Raw genomic sequence first — 20633 nt, forward strand, 5'->3', positions numbered from 1 at the left:
AATGGCTAATTGTTGTATATGTGGACGCAGAATAGGGGGATTTGGAGAGGATAAACATAAAATTACAAATGATTATGTGGCTTGTTATAAATGTGCTCCACTCTTTAGAAAAATAATAAATTCAGAAACTACTGAGCAATTGGAAATGAGCGAGCATGAATTAAGAATAGAAATAGAATCTAAAAATGTATCTCGAGAAATAATTGATGCTGTGGAAAATGAGATTCAAAGAATAAAAGATAGTAAACAATTTATGTATCAACAAGAACAATTCCAAATGCAAAAAGAAGAAGAAATAAGGAAAAAACGTAAGGCATTTATGATTTCTACAGGATATAATTTTGAGGGATATAAAATTCAAAAATATATTGATTTGGCTCATGGTGAAATTGTACTGGGGACAGGTTTTTATAGCGAATTATCAGCAAGTATTTCAGACCTATTAGGAACATCTTCTAAAACTTTTGAAGGAAAATTGTCTCAAGCGAAGAGAGCTGCCCAAGAACAAATGATTATTAATGCGATGACGCTTAATGCAAATGCCTTGATAGGTGTTGATTTCGATATTACGACATTTTCAAATAATATAATAGCTGTGTCTGCTAATGGTACAGCAGTTGTTATTGAAAAAATAGAGAAATAAGGAGAAAGATATGGCGCTTTTAAAATGCACAGAATGTGGACATGATGTTTCAGAGTATGCGGACAAATGTCCGAATTGTGGCTGTCCAATTGATATTATAAAGAGTAGTATAAAGTTAAATAAAGAGAGTTGTTCTTTAGATAAGGAAATGAATGGATTACAAAATAAAGCATGTCCTATATGTAAAGCAACCGATCGATGGAAAATAGAGAGTAGTAATATGGCGCGATGCAAAATATGCGGATATGCTTTAGAGTTAGATGAGTCATTAATGAATATTCAATGTACAAGAGAAAATGTTCATGAATCTAAAGAGTCAGTTGCAAAAATAGATAAGAAATGTCCTGTTTGTGGTGTGACAAAATGGTTACTTCACGAGGAATCTGGGACAGCAATTTGTGAGGTGTGCGGATATTGCGAAGTAGTCAATGAAAAGAAAACTGAAGAATATATGCATAATATTTCTATGGTTTCAAAAGCAAAGAATCAAGTTCACTGCCCATATTGCAATTCAACAAATGTAAATAAAATATCTGGATCTAAGAAAGCAGCATCTATTATAGGTTTTGGGATTTTATCTAATAAGATAGGAAAACAATGGCATTGTAACAGTTGTAAGAGTGATTTTTGATATGGATTCCGCATTTATTCGGAGGTGCGAAAATGGGTAAAAATTTATATTATTGCAAAATTGATGGAACAATATATAATTTAAAAGAAGTTCAAGAATTACTACAACAGAATAAACAATGGGACGCTATCGAAAAGATCGTAGAAATTGTAGGATGCGACCATGGTATTGCAGGTAATATTTTTATGACTATATACAATAATAATATGGAAATTCCTGTATTTATTGATTCATCAGTTCAACCGAAATCACAATCACAACAAAAGAACATTCCAAAATGTCCTACCTGTTCGTCAACCAATATCTGTAAAATCCCAACTACTCGCAAAGTTGTAGGAGCAATAGGATTTGGATTATTAAGCAAGACTGCAAAGAGTCAGTTTGAATGTAAAGATTGTGGATATAAATGGTAAACAAGATATTAAATTTTGATCCAGAAGGTCTGATGAAACTTCACTTCTTTACAGATGGTCTAGAATATCCAATTGTAATTGCTGTGTATAGTGAGAAAGAAGAAGAGCTGCTTAGTTATATGGAAGAGATGTTTCCGACTTTTGGTTTTACTACTATGGATATTATTGAGTGGTGTAATGAGAATAAATTGGAATATGTGGTGTTGGATGTTTAGAAGTTTAGTTCGGATGGTCAAAAATAGTGGTTAATGTATGAATAGAACTCTTCTAGGGTTTCCGATAAATGAGAATAATTCTCAAGATGTAAACTATCCCGGTTACCTAGCAGATACCATATAACACTCGCCTATGTAGCCTAGAAAAACGACATTCTAGACGGCATTTTCGGCTTGAATATTTCCACTCTAAGAAGAGATTACACCCGATGTAAGAAAATAAAAAACAGACCCCGAAAACGTTCATAAAGTCCCAGGTTTACATCAAAAAAGAGAGCACGACAGGCTATAATAATCTGTCAGTGTTCTTTTTTATTTCAATCCGGTGTCATATCTTAAAAGTATTGACACCATAAGAAAATAGATGTAATATCAATACATAGAGAGGTGTCATAACTTAGTATCATAAATGAAGGGAGATTTTGATATGATTTATGGATATGCGAGAGTGTCTACAAAAGGACAGGCAAAAGATGGTAATAGTTTAGAAGCACAAGAGAAAGCGTTGAAAGAGGCGGGTGCTACACGTATATATACGGATGCTTTTACAGGAACAAAGACCGATAGACCGGAATTTGATAAGTTAATAGCTGAGATAAAAGAAGGAGATACGCTTGTTGTAACTAAATTGGATCGTTTCGCTAGGAGCATGTCACAAGGAAGTGAGTTGGTTTCAAGTCTTATTAATAGAGGAATTAAGGTATACATTTTGAATATTGGAGTTATGGATAATACACCAACATCTAAATTGATAAGAAATGTATTTTTTGCTTTTGCTGAATTTGAAAGAGATATGATTGTAGAACGTACACAAGAGGGCAAGGCTATTGCAAAGAATAATCCGGATTATAAAGAAGGAAGACCAAAGAAATATAGCAGAAAACAAGTTGCGCATGCATTAGAGTTATTAGAGAATCATTCTTATAAACAAGTGGAAGAGATGACGGGAATTAGTAAAAGTACATTGATTCGTGCAAAGAAAAGAGGGGAGCAAAAAACTGTGATATAGGAGCGTGCTTGCTCCTTTGATGTTATGTAGTACAGACACACACATACTGAGAAATATATGACGATATTACTTTTTTATGACAAAATGTGATTTGCGCCAAGAAAATCCGTAGAAATTACGATTTTTTAAAATGATGGTTTTTGTATTATAAAATTAAAAAAAGCTAAGAAAAATAATAGTTGTGACGATATTGGTATAGTTTTTAAATTGTAAGGTTAATTGACCTTGCTTTTTTTATGCTCAAAATGAAAAACGCACCGTAAATAGATTGAAATTATGCGAGTGTTATTTTCATAAAGTTTCGCAACTTAAAAAGAGAATAAAAATGTGTAACATATTTGCACTGCAATCGAATGCTGATCAATTGAAAGAAAGGAATTATTATGAGCAGACTAAGTAGAAATAAAAGATTGGCGTATTGCAAAGAAAATGATGCACAAGTAGGGATTCATACTGGAAATGGAACAACGAGAGAAGTAGTTGATTTAGATAAGGCAACTAAGAATAATCTAGTTTCTCATTGTTCGGTTCGTAAAGTGAGAAATCAGGATATGCTTGAAACTTATATGCGTGTGAATCCTAATAGTGGCAACGATGGGTATATTTCGAAAAAATATACGGCGTTTAATGATGCGATGAATAAGTTGTTTGATGAATTGGGAATAATGGAATTTAAATGGAGACGCATCGATTTGAGCTTTAATACATTTGACAATAAGTATTTTGCCAATTATACGAAGTTAAACAGACTGTTGATCGCTTGTTTGGCAAATTCTTCGTCAGATAAGAATTCGTATGATACAAAAGATTTTTGGACTGGAAAAACGAAAAGCCTAGCCACTAAAAATCAACAAAGAGAGATTGAATTTTATGACAAGAACGACGAAAGTAATGGGACGAGTCCATATTACAGTAGGCTTGAATTTAGAAGCATGCGTATAAGTGGAAGTATAGAACATGAATTTTTGAAAGTTTGGTTTAAAAGGTTAGATAATGCGTTAAAAGAATTTGAAGCTGTTCAAGATAGATTTAATCGGAGCATGGCAGCAGTTTATTTAGACGACTTGGCAAAAAAGAAGGAAGAGCGAGAATTTATGAGTCTCAATAGTTTTTTGATGACAAGGCGTGATTACATATTTACAAGAAAGCAAATGATAAAACTGTTGATGTTAATTGGATTGTCTGAGAAAAAAGCAAAAACTAAAACATACAATTTTAACAAAAATTATACAATTGAATATTTTGACCGTGAAGATTTAGAACTTATTATTTTGGATATTAAAGAAAAGATTATTGGGTATTTTTCAAAATAAAAATTGGAAAATCGTAAAATGTTACTAAAAATGAAAATAGTTAAACTATTGAAAAGCATAGAGTAATAAGGATTAATTGATGTTTTTCCTTAAAGCTAATTACCTAATATGTTCGTGATAAATATGAGGGTAATGGTTGCGTGTAAATATGTTACGAGCTTTTACACAAAAGGAGAAAAACATAAATGATAAGAGTCAGTTTTGAAGATAGAGAATTATTGAATCAGGCGTTAGCTGATGATATTATTGATATAGACGATGTGCGGAAAAAAGTAGAAATGAAAAAACGTACAGAGATTTTAAAACAACATAAGTATGCAATAACACAAGGAAAGGATGGATGTTGGAGAACTTATTTACCAGACTCGACAAAGCCAAATAAGCGAAAGCAGATAAAAAAGAGTTCAAAAGAAAAAATAGAAGATGTGGTCATCGAATACTATGAAAAGGCACAAAAAAAGGAGAGCATGACTATAGAAGAGCTTTATCCTGAATGGTTAAAGTATTATAGTTTGCATACAGAAGCAGAAGGAACTGTGAAACGTGTGAATAGTGACTGGAAAAAGTATTATGAAAATGATCCACTCGTGAAAACGACATTGGAAAAGATTTCAAAGGTACAGTTAGATGAATGGGCGCATCAAATGGTTAAAGTACACCAGATGACAAAAACACAATATTACAACATGTCACTTATTATTCGGAAGATGATGATATATGCAAAGGAATGTGGTTATATATCTGAGAATCCATTTTCGGATGTAAAGGTAAATCCTAAGTTGTTTTTTAAAAAGAAAAAACCGGAAGATGCAACGCAAGTTTATACCGTTGAAGAGGAAATTGCGATTGTAGAAGAAGCATGGAAAGATTATCAAAATAATCCGGAAAATGTTACACCTTTAGCAGTAATCTTAATATTTTATCTTGGAGTCAGAATCGGAGAAGTTGTTGCTTTTAAAGATATTGATATCAAAGGGAATTTACTTGAAGTGGCACGAATGGAACGCCGGATGTTTGATCCAGAAGCAGGTTATCGTCAGAAAGGCAGAAAAGTAGTTGAGCATGCAAAAACATCTGCCGGCAACAGAACGATATATTTGGTTAAGGATGCAAGAACAATTATAAATATTCTACTTGAGGCAGGTAAGAAGAAAGGATATACAGAGAATTACTACTTGTTTACGAATCAGGGAGAACGTATTTATGATTCTGGAGTAAGATGGAGAGTAGAAAAATATTGTAAACATCTTGGAATAGCATACAGGAGTCCGCATAAGATTCGAAAGACTTACATATCTAAATTAATTGATGATAATGTGAATATTAATACGATTCGGGAACTGGTAGGACATGAGAGTGAACGTACAACATACAGAAGTTATTGCTATAGTAGAAAAACAGAAACTCAGACGCAAGAACAATTGGAGCAGACATTAAAAATTGATTTGCCTGATGAATACATGGATAATATTGTACCGTTTGTTCAGAATCCAGAGGAGAAAAAGGTAATCAAAGGTAATCAAAATATTACCGCTTAGAAAGAAACAAAAAAACAGCGGAAACCTTGTATTTACAAGACTTCCGCTACTTTTAAAACCATGCGGAGAAAGGGACTTGAACCCTCACAGGATTGCTCCCACTAGAACCTGAATCTAGCGCGTCTGCCATTCCGCCATCTCCGCTAACAAAAAATATTCTATCACATAAAACATCATTTGGCAAATACTTTTTGTGTTTTTTTGAAAAAAATTGGCAGAACTATTTTCGGACTTCAATTCCGTTGACTTCCAGGTGGTCATCGATTGCAATGACCAGGCACATCCGGCCATCAATCTCGCGGGTCTCTACCAGGTCGGAACGCTCTGGATTGACTTTTACGATCACGTCGGGTGTCTCAATCTGGAAGGTCTTGACACTGGCGATGTTGGATGCGAGTAAGGTGTTCTTGTCACCGACCATCTCCTGGAATTCTTCGTCGAAGGATTCCAGCTTTTCTTCTGGAACACCGCTTCTGGTGAGCAGATTCTTAACATCTGGTTTGGACAGTTCCAGAGGATCTGGGTTTTCTTTGCTTTCTTCCAGCATCTCGTTGAGATTGTCGTGGATGTTGCGAACGACTTCATAATCGCATTCATCACCCAGTGTATCACTGATGATAGTCTGGAAGGTGGTCTTCTGATCGCCGGCGGTCAGAGGAATGGTGCTCCCCAGTACATTGCTGATCAGTTCTGGCTGGAGATCTTCTGGTTTCTTGGTATAATAAAGGATATTATGTACATCACTGGCACGATCCTGGAAGGCCGGGAACAGGAAGCCCTTAACTGGGGCTTCTACGATCCAGTCACGGATGCGGTCTTCGATATTATTGGTCAATGCGTTGTAGGTAAGACCTGCTTTTGTGAGATTGACCGGACAGATGCTGCACAGAATATGTTCGTAGACTGTATCAGAGGCATCGAACATCTCGGAACCATCGGTGGATTTGCCGGGAACATCGTAGACTGCATGAATCAGAATGATGTAATAATTCTCAGCGTAGATATAATTTTCAATAATCTTATCATAGAGTTCTTCTACCAGAAGGTCGTCTTCCAGCTTACTGTCGCGCAGCTTAAGAAGGAATTTCTGTGTACCTCCGCCCAGCTCCTGCTCCAGTGGGAATTCCATATTAATGAGATTTTTCCCAAGGGTTCCGGACAAGGTGTGTTTAAAAATATCAAAGTATTTGAAAGCTTCTTCTTCTGGAAGGGATAAGAATGCTTTTTTTAGTTCGACTTTTTTCTCTTTCTCATGGTCCACATAGCAGCCGCAGATTCGCGTGATTGCGCAGTTTTCCGGGGTGAATTGCTTGCGGATTTCCAGTACTTCTTTCTTATTCATAAGTTACACTCTCCCTTATATTCAGACTGTACCCAATCTTAGCATATTCGAGGAAAATTTACAAGATTACGCGAGTGGGGAAATTGGTCGTTGTAAACCATAGAAATCCCAAGTATAATAAAAGTAGATATATGTCAAAATAAGAAAAAGAGAGGGAAAAGAAATGGGAAGTATATTTGACATTTTGGGACCGGTAATGGTAGGTCCGTCCAGTTCTCACACAGCAGGAGCAGCGAGGATTGGCCTGATTGCCAGACAGCTTTTTGGAAGACAGCCCAAGAAGGCTACCGTATATCTGCATGGTTCGTTTGCCGCTACGGGGAAAGGGCATGGAACGGATCGGGCACTGATTGCAGGCTTGTTGGGAATGAAGCCTGACGATATGAGAATTCCGAATAGCTTTGAGATCGCAAGAGAAGAAGGCATGGAATTTACCATCGAGAACAAGGATATTAAAGAAGCACATCCGAATACTGCTCAGATTATTATGGAAGCAGAAGGTGTGAATACCATGAAGATTCAGGCATATTCTATCGGTGGCGGAAGAATTCGTGTATGTAAGCTGGATGGAATCGATGTGAACTTCAGTGGAGAGAGTAATACGCTGATCATTCGCAATGTGGACGAGCCGGGACGAATTAAGGAAGTTGCATCGGCATTAAGCAATGCAGAGATTAATATCGCAACGATGCAGGTGTTCCGTGATAAGCGTGGTGGTTTTGCTGTTATGGTAGTTGAGACGGATCAGGTTGTACCAAAAGAGGCAATCGATGATCTGGAGAGCAAGCAGGGAATTATCCGTGTGAAGTTCCTGAATGCAAATGGAGAGACGGAATAGGGAAAGAAAGGATTAGAAAGCGTATGTCATATCAATCTATGGAAGAGGCGCGCGTTAGATGCGAAAAGGAAGGAATTGAATTCTGGAAAGCGGTTCAGTTAGAAGATGCAGAAGAAAGAGGCGTTACGGAAGAAGATTCCTGGAAACAAATGAAACACATGTGGCAGGCAATGCTGGATGGGCTGGATGCCTATGAACCGGATGAATTGTCCAGAAGCCGCATGGTTGGAAGAGAAGGTGGGCTTATGGATGCCTACCGTGAAAAAGGGGATACCCTGTGTGGCGATTACATGGCAAAGGTAATGTCCAATGCTTTGAAGATGGGTTGCAATAATGCATGTATGAAGCGAATCGTTGCAGCACCGACTGCAGGAGCCTGCGGTGTACTTCCGGCTGTTCTTGTTACTTATTATCGGGAATATGATGTTCCGGAAGAGAAGATGATCGAAGCTATGTATGTGGCAGCGGGTGTGGGACAGATTATTGCAAATCGAGCATATCTGGCAGGCGCTTCCGGAGGATGTCAGGCTGAGATTGGCTCTGGATCGGGAATGGCCGCAGCGGCTATCTGTTTTGTAAAAGGCGGAAACACAGAGCAACAGGGACATGCCTGTGCAATGGCGCTGAAGAACCTGATGGGTCTGGTATGTGATCCGGTAGGCGGCCTGGTAGAGGTTCCATGTGTGAAGAGAAATGTCGGCGGTGCGGTCAATGCCATGGCAGCAGCAGACATGGCTCTGGCAGGTATCGAGAGCCAGATTCCGGTGGATCAGGTCATTGACGCTATGAAAGAAGTAGGAGATAAGATGGATGTAAGTCTCCGCGAAACTGGAGTCGGCGGAGTCGCAGGAAGTCCGAAGGCAGCAGAAGTTGTGGAACGACTGAATATGTAAAGCCTGAGGAAATATACTGGGAAGAGAATATTTGACAGAAATTAGAGAAATGCTCATGGACCTTTTGGGAACATGAGCATTTCTCGTCGTATTATTTGAATGAAGAGAAGCCTTCCGTAGTTTCTCTTCGGCACAGGATCGGAGTGATTACTTTATGGACTGGTTCGCCAATCGGTGCCGGTTTTCTTTTCTTTCTTTCTTTGATCTGCCCGTCTAATAGTTTCACTGCTTCAAAGGCGATCTTATCGATCTGCTGACCGACTGTACTGATTGGAATAATCGCCTCCCGGGAGATCGGAGAATTATCGAAGCCGACAAGGAGATAATCTTCCGGCAGAGTTCCGTATCTGCGAAAAAGAAGATTCAGAAAACCATTGGCGTGCGTATCATTGGAGATAAATACTCCTTTTTTCTTCCCGGCGTAGTCGCGCTCCAGTTCATCGATGATTTCCATGAGATATTGTTGGTCTTGTTCATATTGGTTGCCAAGATCTCTGATATAGATGCGGTGTTCCAGTCCTTTCTGTTCACAGATGTCAAGAAATCCCTGAATTCGCCGGTAAGCAGGGATCGACTCTGGAGTTGGAGAATTGACATGGATCAGGACATCACAATCATGCTTAGCCAGCAGACTGGTAGCCTGAATAGCCCCCATGTAGTTGTCCGTGTTAATACTGCTGATATATTGATTCTCACGCTCAATGGATACGAGTGGAATCTGTAAGTCGGCCAGTTCCTTAGAAGGAATGGTGTGGCTTAGGACAATTAGGCCCTCAATTTTGTAGGCGAGAAGCTCTTGGATATATTTTCGCTCGGCTTCTTCCGATTCGTTTCCAACAAAAACCAGAAACTTATAACCAAATGTTTCATAAGTAGACAGAATCTGATTGAGCATCTCTGAATAGTAGTTGAGATATAGGTTGGGAATAATGATACCAATGAACTCAGTATTCCCGTTTGCAAGAATCTTGGCTACTTTATTTTCCTTGTAATTTAATTTAACAAGCGCATCTGAGATAATCTGTTGATTTTCCAGAGTCAGAGAATCTGGATTGTTGAAATATCTGGAGATGGTCGTCTTGGAAAAATGTGTGTATTTTGCAATGTCATCAAATGTTACATTCTTTTTTGGTGCCATAAAACCGCTTCCTGTCCTTTGAAAATCTAATAATATCAGTATAGCAAAATCGAAAAAAAAGAGCAATGAGTAAGCGGTAAAGTAACCGGTTATGTGAAGAGTGTACAATGAAAGAAGACAGGAATCGTAGATATTTAACAAAAATTTTAGAAAGATAATTTTCACCATTGACGAGTCTATGGTGTGGTGTTATTATGAAACTACAAAGTAACCGGTTACTTTACCGGTTACACATACAAAGAAATTAAAAAATATAAGAATTCTAGGAGGAATAGTCATGAGAAAGAATCTTATTACAAGAGTCATTGCATTCGGGCTAGTGACAGCGTTGATGACAACAACACTGACCGGATGCAGATTCGGATTCGCCAGTGATCCGGATGACCCGAATGAGGTGGAGGAAGAAGAACCGATTGATATGTCGGTGGATACGTTTACGTATGATGCTTCTTTGGAAGGAACGGAGATTACGCTGTTGAATACGAAAGCCGAGATTCAGGAAGCATTAGAGAAGATGGGAGAGGTCTTCGAAGAAAAGTCTGGTGTGCATGTAGAAGTAATGCCGGTTACGGATGGAGATTCTCCGTACACGAAGGTGGTAAGCATGTATAATGCAGGAAGTGCTCCGACACTGGCAATTCTGGACACCACAGATGTAATTGCACTGGCGGAAGAGAAGGCGGCAGATCTGACGAACGAGCCGTGGGTCGCTGAAGCTGAAGATTATGTGACAAGAGTCAATGATAAGATCTATAGTTTTCCGTTGTGTATTGAGGGACGTGGATTGATCTACAACAAAGCAGTCATAGAAGATGCACTGGGTGAGGAATTCGATCCAGATTCTATTACAACGCTGGACGAATTTGAGGAGTTGTTGGATAGACTGGTCAAGGGTGGAATTGAAAAGCCAGTATCTCTTGCAAAGGAAGACTGGTCGCTGGGTGCTCACCACCTGCAATATGTCTATGAGACTTATGATGGAACCTCTGAGGGGGCGCAGGAATGTATTGAACAGATTAAGGATGGAGAAATCAATCTGACCAAATATGACCGCATGGCAGAATTCCTGGATATGTTCGATGTACTGAAGAAATACAATGTAGCAAAAGGTGATCCGCTGGGAGCAGATTACGATGAGATGGCAATCGATCTGGTGGATGGCAAGACGGCTATCTGGTTCAATGGAAACTGGGCATGGCCGAATATGGAAGAAGCAGGAGCAGAAGAAGACGACGAATATGGATTTCTTCCGTATTTTATGAACAATGATGAAGATGACTTTGTAAATCAGAAGATTCAGGCTTCTCCGTCAAAGCAGGTGATGGTGGATGGACAGCAGGCGTCTGAGACGGAGCAGGCTGCAGCTAAGGAATTCCTGAACTGGATCGTATACAGTGAGATCGGGCAGCAGATGCTGGTGAAGACCTGTAGTATTATTCCGGCATTCCAGAATAATCCGTATGAGCCAAGTGACCCGCTGGCACGTGATATCTATGAGAAGGTTCACAATGACAGAGCATTCAATGCAGCGGCAATCGTACCGAATGACCATTGGTCTGTGCTGGGAGCTGCAATGCAGAAATATCTGGCTGGCAGAAGTGACAGGGAAGAATTTATCGAGTCTGTTGAAGACTATTGGGATGAACAGGAATAGAAGAGAGGGATAAGAGATGAGATCAAAAAATAATGGAAAAGATTTCTGTATGTTTGCATTGCCGGGAATGTTCTGCTTCTTTGCAGTCGTAATGGTTCCGTTTATCTATGGTATCTATCTGACTTTGACGGACTGGAATGGCGTGTCAAGCGAGAAGCATTTTATCGGACTTAAGAACTTTGCAGGTGTTATGAAGGATACACAGTTCTGGACATCACTGCTTCTGACATTCAAGTATGTGATTCTGGTAGTTGTGCTGGTCAATGTGATCGCATTTGCAATTGCATATTTATTGACAAGAGGAATCAAAGGACAGAACTTCTTCCGTGCAGGATTCTTCACACCGAACTTGATCGGTGGTATCGTATTAGGTTACATATGGCAGTTCGTATTTTCCAGAGTATTCGTAAGTATCGGAGAGACCACAGGCTGGAAGTTGTTCGAGGTATCATGGCTGTCAGATCCGGCGAAAGCATTTGCGGCACTGGTATTGGTATCGGTATGGCAGCTGTCCGGCTATATGATTCTGATCTATGTGGCTGGCTTTATGGGACTGAATGAAGATGTTATGGAAGCAGCAAGCATTGATGGAGCATCCGGATGGGTCAAGATGAAGAATATTGTTATGCCGCTGATGATGTCGTCTGTGACGATCTGCCTGTTCCTGACATTGTCCCGCGCATTCATGGTATATGATCTGAACTTATCATTAACTGCCGGTGCACCATACGGAACGACAGAGATGGCAGCGATGCATGTATATGAAAAGGCATTTACATCCAGACAGTTTGGTGTCGGCCAGGCAGAGGCATTGATCTTATTTATCATTGTAGCATGTATTAGTGGTATTCAGGTATATCTGACAAAGAAACAGGAGGTAGAAGCATAATGAGCCGTACAACAATTGGTGGAAATAAGAAAAGAGTAACCAACATTCTCGCAATGACAGGCCTGATCATTATCTTTATTGCTTATATGTTCCCCTTTCTTATGGTGGTGATCAATTCGCTGAAACAGAAGCGAGATATCATTAAGAGCCCATTTTCATGGCTTTTTACAATCAAGGGATTGTCTTTTGATAATTTTGTCAAAGCGTTTACACAGATGGATTTCCTGAATGCATTCAAGAATTCGCTGATCGTAACGGCTTCCGCAACGGTGCTGGTAACTCTGCTGGCAGCAATGCTTGCATATTATATCGTTCGACACAATAATGGAATCTCTAAGATTACATTTGCACTGATGGTAGCATCCATGATTATCCCGTTCCAGGCATTGATGATTCCATTGGTAAGTATCTACGGAGGTACACTGAACGTTCTGAATCACAGAATTACTTTGATCTTCCTGCATACAGGATTTTCTATGGCGATGTCTGTGTTCATGTTCCATGGATTTATCAAAGGAAATGTTCCGATTGCACTGGAAGAAGCAGCCTATATCGATGGCTGTACACACTCTCAGACATTTTTTAAGATTGTGCTGCCGCTGTTGAAGCCGATCATCTCAACAATGGTAATCTTGAATTCACTGGCGTTCTGGAACGACTTCCTGCTTCCGTCACTGGTATTGACAGATAAGAAATTATTGACATTGCCGTTGTCTACTTATAGTTTCTATGGAACCTATTCTGCAGACTATGGTACAATTATGGCTGGATTGTTACTGTGCGTAATTCCGATTCTGATTCTGTATGTAGCGCTTCAGAAGCAGATTATCGGTGGTGTAGTTGCGGGTGCAGTAAAATAGAATTGACAGAATAAAGGACTGAATAAATATGACAAAACAAGAATTGCATTTAAGAGCTCCGGGTAACTGGATTAATGATCCGAATGGATTCATCTATTCTAAAGGCAGATATCATCTGTTCTATCAATTTTTTCCGTATGCTCCGGTATGGGGGACCATGCACTGGGGGCATGCGGTGAGCGATGACCTGATTCATTGGGAGCATCTGGGTGTAGCATTATTTCCGACGAAGGATTATGACCAGAATGGTGTCTTTTCGGGAAGCGCGCTTGAGAAAGACGGAGAGATGTACCTGTATTATTCGGCAGTAAAATATCTGGAATCAGACCGTGAGAATATTCATATGGCGAAGGATAACCGCTTTGAAACCAGCCAGGCGATGGTAATCTCGAAGGATGGGATACATTTTGACAACTGGAAAGATAAAAAGCAGATTATTCCGGTGAACCAGAATGAAGATCAGGCACATCCGACGCATACCAGAGACCCAAAGGTGTGGAAAGATGGGGATACCTATTACATGGTACTTGGAAGCACTTATCGGGAAGAGGTTGGAAGAGCAGTCTTTTATACGAGCCATGACGGCATCAACTGGAAGTTTAAAAATCAGATTCAGGATAAACGCTTTGGCAGGATTCTGGAATGCCCGGATATATTCGAGGTAGATGGAGTGCATGTGTTTGAAGGATCTGCCATGTATATAGCAGATGGGGCCTGTGGTTATGAGAACCACGCAATCTGTGCTACGGCAGAATTCGACCGGGAACAGTGCAGACTTCGATTGATTAGTGAAGTACAGTATGTAGACTATGGAATGGATCTCTATGCACCACAGACGAATCTGGATCACGAAGGCCGAAGAGTCATGATTGCCTGGATGCGTATGCCGCAGCCGATTACAGAGGCTGAAGGAAATAAATGGAATGGTATGATGTGTCTGCCGCGTGTGGTTGAAGTGGAGAACGGGCATGTCTGTTACAGGGTGCACCCTGAAGTAAGAAAGTATTTTAACGAAGTGGCCGCATCTTCACAAGAGTGGAATCCGTTGGAGCCATTTTGCATAAAAGTGTGTCTGGAAGAAGGAGAGAAGCTCAACATTGGTGGTTATCAGATTCAAAGGTGTGACGGGGGTATTCTGACGGATCGGAGTAAAGTCTTTGCAGATCTGAAAGAGTATGCATTGACAGCAAAGAGTCCAAAAGTTTCTGGTGAATGTAAGCTGGAGATCTTCGTGGATAGGAACCTGGTTGAAATATATATCAACGATGGGGAATATGTTATCAGCCAGGTAGTATATGGACTGACAGACACTGTAGAAGTAGAAACCGATAAGAATAATATTACATATCTGCGCCATAATTCTGACCGATAAGGAGTCATTATGGTGTTAGATATGATCGAATGAGATGTAAGCAGGAAATAAAATGGAAGATAAAGATTATAAACGAAGAATGCAGCTCCATGGACAGGAGCTATATGAAAAATACATGTCGTTGTACCAGGATGACCGTAGTTATGAAGAGTTGTTTCTATCGATGGAGTCATTTTTTAAAAATAGATCCTCAGAATTGAAGGAGCTGGATTGCAAAAGGGAAAAGAATCCGTTTTGGTTCAGAGATAAAAATATGCTGGGAATGACCATGTATCCGAATCTATTTGCAGGCAATCTGAAAGGACTGATCCAAAAACTGGATTATCTGTCAGAGCAGAAAATTACATATCTGCATCTGATGCCGCTTTTGAAGATGCCACATCCGTATAACGACGGAGGATATGCAATAGAAGACTTTCGAACGGTTGACCCGGAGATTGGTACGAATGAGGATCTGGAAGAACTTACAAAAGCATTGCGAGAGAGGGGAATCAGCCTTTGCCTTGACTTTGTCATGAATCACACGGCCGATACGCATGAGTGGGCAATGCGCGCCAAGGCAGGAGAATGGGAATATATGCAACGTTATCAGTGTTATGACAACTATGATATTCCATCAAGATTCGAGCAGACGATGCCTCAGGTATTTCCGACTACGGCACCGGGGAATTTTACCTGGTGTGAAGAGATGCGAAGATTTGTACTGACTACATTTTACCCATATCAGTGGGATCTGAATTACCACAATCCAAAAGTGTTTAATGAGATGGTGGGAAATATCCTGTATCTGGCGAATATGGGTGTGGAGATCTTTCGAATCGATGCAGTCCCGTATATCTGGAAAGAACTTGGAACAAACTGCAGGAATCTGCCACAGGTGCATACCATTGTGCGGATGATTCGAATGATTCTGGAGATTGTATGTCCGGGAGTTATCCTAAAAGGTGAGGTCGTTATGGCGCCGAAAGAGTTGCCGGTATACTTCGGTACGAAGGAAGAACCGGAATGCCATATGCTGTATGGAGTATCCAGTATGGTCAATCTGTGGGCGGCCCTGGCTACACAGGACACCAGACTTTTGAAACATCAGATGGATGTCATTCACAGTCTCCCTGATAATTGTTATTTCGTCAATTATCTGCGCTGTCATGATGATATCGGATGGGGACTGGATGAAGAACAGGAAAGAAATCTCCAGATTGATCCATTAAGACATAAGGAGTATCTGTACCGGTTCTTCGAAGGGACGTTCCCAGATAGTTTTGCAAGAGGTGAACTGTATAATTATGATCCGATTAGCCTAGATGCCAGAAGTTGTGGGACAACTGCAAGTCTGTGCGGAATCGAAAAGGGCGGATTCGAAGGGGATGACTGGCAGAAAGAGCAAGGCATTCAGAGGGTCTTGATGATGCATGCAGCATGTATGAGCCTGAAGGGATTTATGATGCTCTCATCCGGAGATGAGATTGGCCAGGTCAACGATTATGGATATAAGAATAATCCGGATGTTGCCGCAGACAGTCGTTATCTGCATAGAAGCCCTTTTAACTGGGAGAATGCAGAACTTCGCAGGAAAAAGGGAACTGTCCAGAATGAGATCTGGAGAGGGCTTAAGAAGATGGAGCAGATACGAAGACAGAATCCATGCTTTCGCAATGAAGCTAATGTGACAACGTGGGATACCTGTCAGATGTCGGTATTTGCCATACGGAGAACTTTCAAAGAAAAAGAACTGATCTGTATTGCCAATTTTTCAGGGGAAGGTAAGATGGCATGTCTTCCGACTCTTGATGCACAGTATGAAGACCTCTTTCGTAAAGAAAGAGTGAGCATGCAGTCAGTATGGATGGCACCTTACCAGTATCGCTGGTGTGTCAGAAAAAGTGAATAAAGGGAAGTAGCTATCTAGGTTTTTTTGTGCGTTCGTATTCTTTTAAAGCGTCAATTGCCTGGCGTGATAATGGAATCAATGCAATCATATTAAAGATGGTCATCATCCCGATTCCAACATCTCCCAGATCCCAGACGAAGGTGTATGCAGCCAGTCCGCCGATGAACAGCATGATCAGTGCAAGGACTTTATACAATGTCTGTGACAGCCAGTTATCGCCAAACAGGTAGGCAACATTTGATCTGGCATAGAACAGTACACCGATAAAAGTCGAGAAACTGAAGAGCCACAGAGTGGCAGCAATGAATATCACTCCGAATTCTCCAAGATGATAGCGCATTGCCTCCTGAAGAAGATCCATGCCCACAAGCCCTTCGGTGAGTGCGGATGGAGTCAGAAGCATGATCATTGCGGAACAGCTGCAGATAACGATGGTGTCGATAAAGACACCGAATGCCTGCAAGAGTCCTTCCTTGACAGGATGGTTGATATCAGCAGCGGCGGCCGCGCATGGCGCTGATCCAGAACCTGCTTCATTGGAGAACAGTCCGCGCTTTACACCGTTCATCAACACAGCACCGAAACCTCCGGCTGCGACTTGACGCAATCCGAATGCTTCTGAGAATATCTGCTGGAAAACGGAAGGAAGCAGGGTTATATTTTTTGCGATAATAAATATCGTAACGAAGAAATAGAGCCCTGCCATAATCGGTACGATAATATCCAGCACTTTTACGGTCGCGTTTTTGCGAAGTACAATAATTGCGGCAATAAGGACGAGTAGAATCGTCGTATAGAGTGGTGGAATATGAAAGGCATTTTCAAACGCCGAAGAAACGGAATTCCCAATGACCTGGCTGATGCCACACCAGCAGATCAGACCAGAGATTGCGAATAAAATGGCGATAACAGAATGCCTGCGGGTGCTGTCTTTTTTGATAAATAAATGGTGGATATAGTAGGCAGGACCACCGCGATATCCGCCATATAAGGGATCCTTTTCTTTGTAAAGCTGTGCCAGGGTCGCCTCAACGAATGCTGTAGAGGAACCCAGAAGAGCTGTCACCCACATCCAGAAGACGGCACCGGCGCCACCTGCGGATATTGCAGCTACCACACCGACCAGATTCCCCATACCGACACGGGTCGCAGTGGAGATAATCAATGCCTGCAGTCCAGAGATGGAATCCTTCTGAGAAGATGCCTTTTTTTCAATTGTAACTTTCATCATATCCGGGAAAAGGCGGACAGGAAGAAACCGGGTCCGGATGGTAAAGTAGATGCCGGATGGAATCAATATCAGTACTAACAGGGAAATCCCCACGGAACTGCCGCCGGGTAATGGAATGGTAATGAGATCGCCCCATAAAAGTTGATAGATGGAATGGAAGATGGTCATTGCCATAATAGGTCTCCTTTGTTAATAATATAATAAAATGTATAAGAAATAGTGCCCAGCTTATAGCTGGGCGCTATGATTATGAATCAAAATCTGATATCGCTGTTAAAGTCTTGCATTGTTCTCGCGCATAAATTTGTATTCTGCAACAGAACGATCAAAGCCTTCGATATGTACATAAAGCCATTCAACGACCTTTTCCTGAACCTTTGCTACAAAAGCTGGAGATGGACCTTCCTCTTCCTGAAGCATATCCTGAAGATCAGCGATCGTCTGCTTGAAAGCGTCATGCTGAGCTTTATGCTTATCGTAGCCTGGATATTCAATCTCTCTCTGAAGTGCTTCCTCTGCGGAGAAATGATATTCTGTATATTCTTCCAAGAAGTCCAGAGTCTTTACTGCGACTAATTTATCATTGCTCTGTTCGCAACTTTTCAGAACGTCATTAATCTTAGAGATCAGTTCTTTGTGCTGAGAATCGATCATCTCATTACCGGTTATTAGGTTGTCACTAAATTCTGCATACATAATGCACGCCTCCTGTCTAATCATTTGATAAAATTATAACATGATAAGGAACAATTAACAACGCTATCAGAAAGAAAAACCAAATTTATATTTTTATCAACATTTCATCCAGTGTTGTCCTCTGGTCAGAGGTGAAAGGATGTGCTAAGATAATACATAAGACGAAGGAGGAGAATTATGGATACTGTCAGATTAGGAAGAACGAATATTGTGGTAAATAAGAATGGATTTGGGGCGCTGCCGATTCAGCGGATCAGTAAGGAAGATGCAGCGAAGATTTTGCAAAAAGCGTATGAGAACGGAGTGCGGCTGTTTGACACCGCTCGGATGTATACCGACAGTGAAGAGAAGATTGGGTATGCACTGTCGGATGTGCGGAAAGATATCTTTATTACGACCAAAACAATGGCTAAGGATGCGGAAGGCTTCTGGAAGGATCTTGAGGAATCTTTGAAACAGCTGCAGACTGATTATATAGATGTATATCAGTTTCATAATCCGGCATTCTGTCCGAAACCGGGTGGAGAAGATGGGTTATATGATGCAATGCTGGAAGCGAAAAAGCAAGGAAAGATCCGATTCATCGGAATTACGAACCATCGTCTTGCGGTGGCCCAGGAAGCAATAGACAGTGGGCTCTATGACACATTGCAGTTTCCGTTCAGCTATCTGAGTTCAGAACAGGAACTGAATCTTGTAGAGCAGTGTAAAGAGAAGGATATGGGATTTCTGGCGATGAAAGCTCTGGCTGGAGGGCTGATCAATCATTCAGAGATGGCTTATGCATATATGAATCAATATGATAACGTCCTTCCAATCTGGGGAATCCAGAGAGAACGTGAATTGGATGAGTTCTTATCCTACCAGGACAATCCACCGAAGATGGAAGGAGAGATTGCAGAGAGGATTGCAAGAGATAAGCAGGAGCTGCAGGGGGAATTCTGCCGGGGCTGCGGATATTGTATGCCATGTCCGGCAGGAATCGAGATCAATAACTGTGCAAGAATGTCACTTCTTCTTCGGCGCGCGCCATCGGCTGCATATCTGGGAGAGGAGACACAGGAGAAGATGAAGAAGATTGAAGGGTGTCTGGAGTGTGGACAGTGCAAGTCCAAATGCCCGTATGGACTGAATACACCGGAACTTCTGAAGAAGAATTACAAAGATTATCAGGAGGTTCTGGCCGGAAAGGCAATCTAAAGTACGAAAGAGGTAGGCTATGAAAAAGGGAAGATCGGTTCTTATTGTGTGTGCTTTCCTTATGACTCTGATCAGCTTTTTCACCATGACAGGAAAGGCGGCTGAATCAAGTACATATTCGCATGCAGTTGGAGCCAGTGTGGTCTCATCGGCAATAGATATGGTTGTTCATGAACCGGAACCAAGATTAAAGAAGGAATTAGAAGATAAAACGGAGGCAATTGAAGCAGAAGGTTATAATGTCAGCTTCTGGATGTATGATCTGAACAGTGGTCAGGGTTTTAGTTATCGCGAGACAAAGACCTATTATTCTGCCAGCACCATCAAAGGGCCTTATATAGTCTGTCTGGCACAGGAAGTGCCGTCTTGCCTGGATGAGCAGCGCTCTGTGATAGAGGAGACCATTCATATATCCAGTAATGATGGATATAAAGTGCTGTGGAATACTTATGGAAAAGAAGTGTTTCAAAAATGGATGGAAAAAGCCGGGTGTAGTGATATAGAGTTCATCGATAAGTGGGCAGATATCACAGCGAGAGAATTGGGACTTTTGTGGGTGCAAATGTATGATTACTTTATGAGTGATACGGAAGATTCCCGGTGGCTTGCATCTGTTTTTACAGATACTTTGAATTCATGTATCTATGACACATTAGGAGATACGTATACGGTATATTCCAAGGCAGGCTGGATCAATTCCAGTGATTATTATATGGTACAGAATGATGCGGGAATTGTGATGGCAGATGAACATCCATATGTAATGGTCGTATTGAGTAATGCATGTGAGCGTATAGACTTGTTGGATCCATTGATCGATACATTGGATGATATACATACATATATGGTAAATGATTGAGGAGGTTA

At 40.8% G+C, this 20633-nt stretch carries 20 protein-coding genes and 1 tRNA gene; 16 read left to right on the plus strand and 5 right to left on the minus strand.

Going from position 1 to position 20633, the window contains the following annotated elements; genetic code table 11:
- Position 1: 1 nt before the first annotated feature.
- The 7 genes from ABE613_RS03385 to ABE613_RS03415 all read left to right on the plus strand — a co-directional run bounded on the left by ABE613_RS03385 (position 2) and on the right by ABE613_RS03415 (position 5762).
- On the plus strand, positions 2–643 hold the full coding sequence (locus tag ABE613_RS03385; RefSeq protein WP_347375697.1) for a YbjQ family protein: 642 nt from the start codon (positions 2–4) through the stop codon (positions 641–643).
- A 10-nt stretch (positions 644–653) separates the two neighbouring features.
- Positions 654–1274 (plus strand): hypothetical protein, encoded by a 621-nt coding sequence (locus tag ABE613_RS03390; protein ID WP_347375698.1) that lies wholly within the window; start codon positions 654–656, stop codon positions 1272–1274.
- Positions 1275–1306: 32 nt separating this feature from the next.
- Complete coding sequence (locus tag ABE613_RS03395; RefSeq protein WP_347375699.1) at positions 1307–1687, plus strand: hypothetical protein; 381 nt, start codon at positions 1307–1309, stop codon at positions 1685–1687.
- Positions 1681–1902: a hypothetical protein gene (locus ABE613_RS03400; RefSeq protein ID WP_347375700.1), complete on the plus strand. Its 222-nt coding sequence runs from the start codon at positions 1681–1683 to the stop codon at positions 1900–1902. The genes ABE613_RS03395 and ABE613_RS03400 overlap by 7 nt, the downstream gene beginning before the upstream one ends.
- 427 nt (positions 1903–2329) lie before the next feature.
- Positions 2330–2911: a recombinase family protein gene (locus tag ABE613_RS03405; protein WP_235395480.1), complete on the plus strand. Its 582-nt coding sequence runs from the start codon at positions 2330–2332 to the stop codon at positions 2909–2911.
- A gap of 383 nt (positions 2912–3294) precedes the next feature.
- Positions 3295–4224 carry a hypothetical protein gene (locus ABE613_RS03410; RefSeq protein WP_347375701.1) on the plus strand — a complete coding sequence of 310 codons (930 nt, stop codon included), beginning with the start codon at positions 3295–3297 and terminating at the stop codon, positions 4222–4224.
- Between the two features lie 185 nt (positions 4225–4409).
- Entirely contained in the window at positions 4410–5762 is a 1353-nt protein-coding gene (locus tag ABE613_RS03415) for a tyrosine-type recombinase/integrase (RefSeq protein ID WP_347375702.1), read from the plus strand.
- Between the two features lie 61 nt (positions 5763–5823).
- Here ABE613_RS03415 and ABE613_RS03420 read toward each other — a convergent pair.
- Together ABE613_RS03420 and ABE613_RS03425 are read right to left on the minus strand one after the other, a co-directional pair.
- A tRNA-Leu gene (locus ABE613_RS03420) sits at positions 5824–5906 on the minus strand.
- 76 nt (positions 5907–5982) lie between these two features.
- Positions 5983–7104 (minus strand): DUF4317 domain-containing protein, encoded by a 1122-nt coding sequence (locus ABE613_RS03425; RefSeq protein ID WP_347375703.1) that lies wholly within the window; start codon positions 7102–7104, stop codon positions 5983–5985.
- A 163-nt stretch (positions 7105–7267) separates the two neighbouring features.
- Here ABE613_RS03425 and sdaAB point away from each other — a divergent pair, with 163 nt between their 5' ends.
- Both sdaAB and sdaAA read left to right on the plus strand, forming a co-directional pair.
- Positions 7268–7942 carry an L-serine ammonia-lyase, iron-sulfur-dependent subunit beta gene (sdaAB, locus tag ABE613_RS03430; protein WP_235232317.1) on the plus strand — a complete coding sequence of 225 codons (675 nt, stop codon included), beginning with the start codon at positions 7268–7270 and terminating at the stop codon, positions 7940–7942.
- 23 nt (positions 7943–7965) lie between these two features.
- Positions 7966–8835 (plus strand): L-serine ammonia-lyase, iron-sulfur-dependent, subunit alpha, encoded by an 870-nt coding sequence (sdaAA, locus tag ABE613_RS03435; RefSeq protein ID WP_347375704.1) that lies wholly within the window; start codon positions 7966–7968, stop codon positions 8833–8835.
- A gap of 91 nt (positions 8836–8926) precedes the next feature.
- Here sdaAA and ABE613_RS03440 read toward each other — a convergent pair whose 3' ends face one another.
- Positions 8927–9973, minus strand: a complete 1047-nt coding sequence (locus tag ABE613_RS03440; RefSeq protein WP_235232315.1) for a LacI family DNA-binding transcriptional regulator — start codon at positions 9971–9973, stop codon at positions 8927–8929.
- A gap of 277 nt (positions 9974–10250) precedes the next feature.
- On the opposite strand from ABE613_RS03440, the gene ABE613_RS03445 reads away from it, so the two are divergent.
- The 5 genes from ABE613_RS03445 to ABE613_RS03465 are packed head-to-tail and all read left to right on the plus strand — an operon-like array spanning position 10251 to position 16639.
- Entirely contained in the window at positions 10251–11627 is a 1377-nt protein-coding gene (locus ABE613_RS03445) for an ABC transporter substrate-binding protein (RefSeq protein WP_347375705.1), read from the plus strand.
- A gap of 16 nt (positions 11628–11643) precedes the next feature.
- Positions 11644–12516, plus strand: coding sequence for a carbohydrate ABC transporter permease (locus tag ABE613_RS03450; RefSeq protein WP_347375706.1), 873 nt, complete (start codon positions 11644–11646; stop codon positions 12514–12516).
- Positions 12516–13376 carry a carbohydrate ABC transporter permease gene (locus ABE613_RS03455; RefSeq protein WP_235232312.1) on the plus strand — a complete coding sequence of 287 codons (861 nt, stop codon included), beginning with the start codon at positions 12516–12518 and terminating at the stop codon, positions 13374–13376. Before ABE613_RS03450 ends, ABE613_RS03455 begins: the two co-directional genes overlap by 1 nt.
- A 28-nt stretch (positions 13377–13404) precedes the next feature.
- Positions 13405–14748 carry a glycoside hydrolase family 32 protein gene (locus ABE613_RS03460; protein WP_347375707.1) on the plus strand — a complete coding sequence of 448 codons (1344 nt, stop codon included), beginning with the start codon at positions 13405–13407 and terminating at the stop codon, positions 14746–14748.
- A gap of 52 nt (positions 14749–14800) precedes the next feature.
- Positions 14801–16639, plus strand: a complete 1839-nt coding sequence (locus tag ABE613_RS03465) for an alpha-amylase family protein (protein ID WP_347375708.1) — start codon at positions 14801–14803, stop codon at positions 16637–16639.
- Positions 16640–16649: 10 nt separating this feature from the next.
- Here ABE613_RS03465 and ABE613_RS03470 read toward each other — a convergent pair whose 3' ends face one another.
- Both ABE613_RS03470 and ABE613_RS03475 read right to left on the minus strand, forming a co-directional pair.
- Positions 16650–18044 (minus strand): alanine/glycine:cation symporter family protein, encoded by a 1395-nt coding sequence (locus ABE613_RS03470; RefSeq protein ID WP_235232309.1) that lies wholly within the window; start codon positions 18042–18044, stop codon positions 16650–16652.
- A gap of 99 nt (positions 18045–18143) precedes the next feature.
- Complete coding sequence (locus ABE613_RS03475; RefSeq protein ID WP_235232308.1) at positions 18144–18566, minus strand: bacteriohemerythrin; 423 nt, start codon at positions 18564–18566, stop codon at positions 18144–18146.
- Positions 18567–18743: 177 nt separating this feature from the next.
- Here ABE613_RS03475 and ABE613_RS03480 point away from each other — a divergent pair, with 177 nt between their 5' ends.
- Complete coding sequence (locus ABE613_RS03480) at positions 18744–19766, plus strand: aldo/keto reductase (protein ID WP_235232307.1); 1023 nt, start codon at positions 18744–18746, stop codon at positions 19764–19766.
- A gap of 19 nt (positions 19767–19785) precedes the next feature.
- Entirely contained in the window at positions 19786–20625 is an 840-nt protein-coding gene (locus ABE613_RS03485; RefSeq protein ID WP_347375709.1) for a serine hydrolase, read from the plus strand.
- The last annotated feature ends 8 nt before the right edge of the window (positions 20626–20633 follow it).

The organism is Dorea chungnamensis (assembly GCF_039832125.1).
In the GTDB taxonomy this organism is placed as follows: Bacteria; Bacillota; Clostridia; order Lachnospirales; family Lachnospiraceae; genus JAFBIX01.

Coding starts and splice junctions, on each gene's coding strand:
- ABE613_RS03385 (WP_347375697.1), top strand. CDS start 2: ATGGCTAATTGTTGTATATGTGGACGCAGAATAGGGGGATTTGGAGAG.
- ABE613_RS03390 (WP_347375698.1), top strand. CDS start 654: ATGGCGCTTTTAAAATGCACAGAATGTGGACATGATGTTTCAGAGTAT.
- ABE613_RS03395 (WP_347375699.1), top strand. CDS start 1,307: ATGGGTAAAAATTTATATTATTGCAAAATTGATGGAACAATATATAAT.
- ABE613_RS03400 (WP_347375700.1), top strand. CDS start 1,681: ATGGTAAACAAGATATTAAATTTTGATCCAGAAGGTCTGATGAAACTT.
- ABE613_RS03405 (WP_235395480.1), top strand. CDS start 2,330: ATGATTTATGGATATGCGAGAGTGTCTACAAAAGGACAGGCAAAAGAT.
- ABE613_RS03410 (WP_347375701.1), top strand. CDS start 3,295: ATGAGCAGACTAAGTAGAAATAAAAGATTGGCGTATTGCAAAGAAAAT.
- ABE613_RS03415 (WP_347375702.1), top strand. CDS start 4,410: ATGATAAGAGTCAGTTTTGAAGATAGAGAATTATTGAATCAGGCGTTA.
- ABE613_RS03425 (WP_347375703.1), bottom strand. CDS start 7,104: ATGAATAAGAAAGAAGTACTGGAAATCCGCAAGCAATTCACCCCGGAA.
- sdaAB (WP_235232317.1), top strand. CDS start 7,268: ATGGGAAGTATATTTGACATTTTGGGACCGGTAATGGTAGGTCCGTCC.
- sdaAA (WP_347375704.1), top strand. CDS start 7,966: ATGTCATATCAATCTATGGAAGAGGCGCGCGTTAGATGCGAAAAGGAA.
- ABE613_RS03440 (WP_235232315.1), bottom strand. CDS start 9,973: ATGGCACCAAAAAAGAATGTAACATTTGATGACATTGCAAAATACACA.
- ABE613_RS03445 (WP_347375705.1), top strand. CDS start 10,251: ATGAGAAAGAATCTTATTACAAGAGTCATTGCATTCGGGCTAGTGACA.
- ABE613_RS03450 (WP_347375706.1), top strand. CDS start 11,644: ATGAGATCAAAAAATAATGGAAAAGATTTCTGTATGTTTGCATTGCCG.
- ABE613_RS03455 (WP_235232312.1), top strand. CDS start 12,516: ATGAGCCGTACAACAATTGGTGGAAATAAGAAAAGAGTAACCAACATT.
- ABE613_RS03460 (WP_347375707.1), top strand. CDS start 13,405: ATGACAAAACAAGAATTGCATTTAAGAGCTCCGGGTAACTGGATTAAT.
- ABE613_RS03465 (WP_347375708.1), top strand. CDS start 14,801: ATGGAAGATAAAGATTATAAACGAAGAATGCAGCTCCATGGACAGGAG.
- ABE613_RS03470 (WP_235232309.1), bottom strand. CDS start 18,044: ATGGCAATGACCATCTTCCATTCCATCTATCAACTTTTATGGGGCGAT.
- ABE613_RS03475 (WP_235232308.1), bottom strand. CDS start 18,566: ATGTATGCAGAATTTAGTGACAACCTAATAACCGGTAATGAGATGATC.
- ABE613_RS03480 (WP_235232307.1), top strand. CDS start 18,744: ATGGATACTGTCAGATTAGGAAGAACGAATATTGTGGTAAATAAGAAT.
- ABE613_RS03485 (WP_347375709.1), top strand. CDS start 19,786: ATGAAAAAGGGAAGATCGGTTCTTATTGTGTGTGCTTTCCTTATGACT.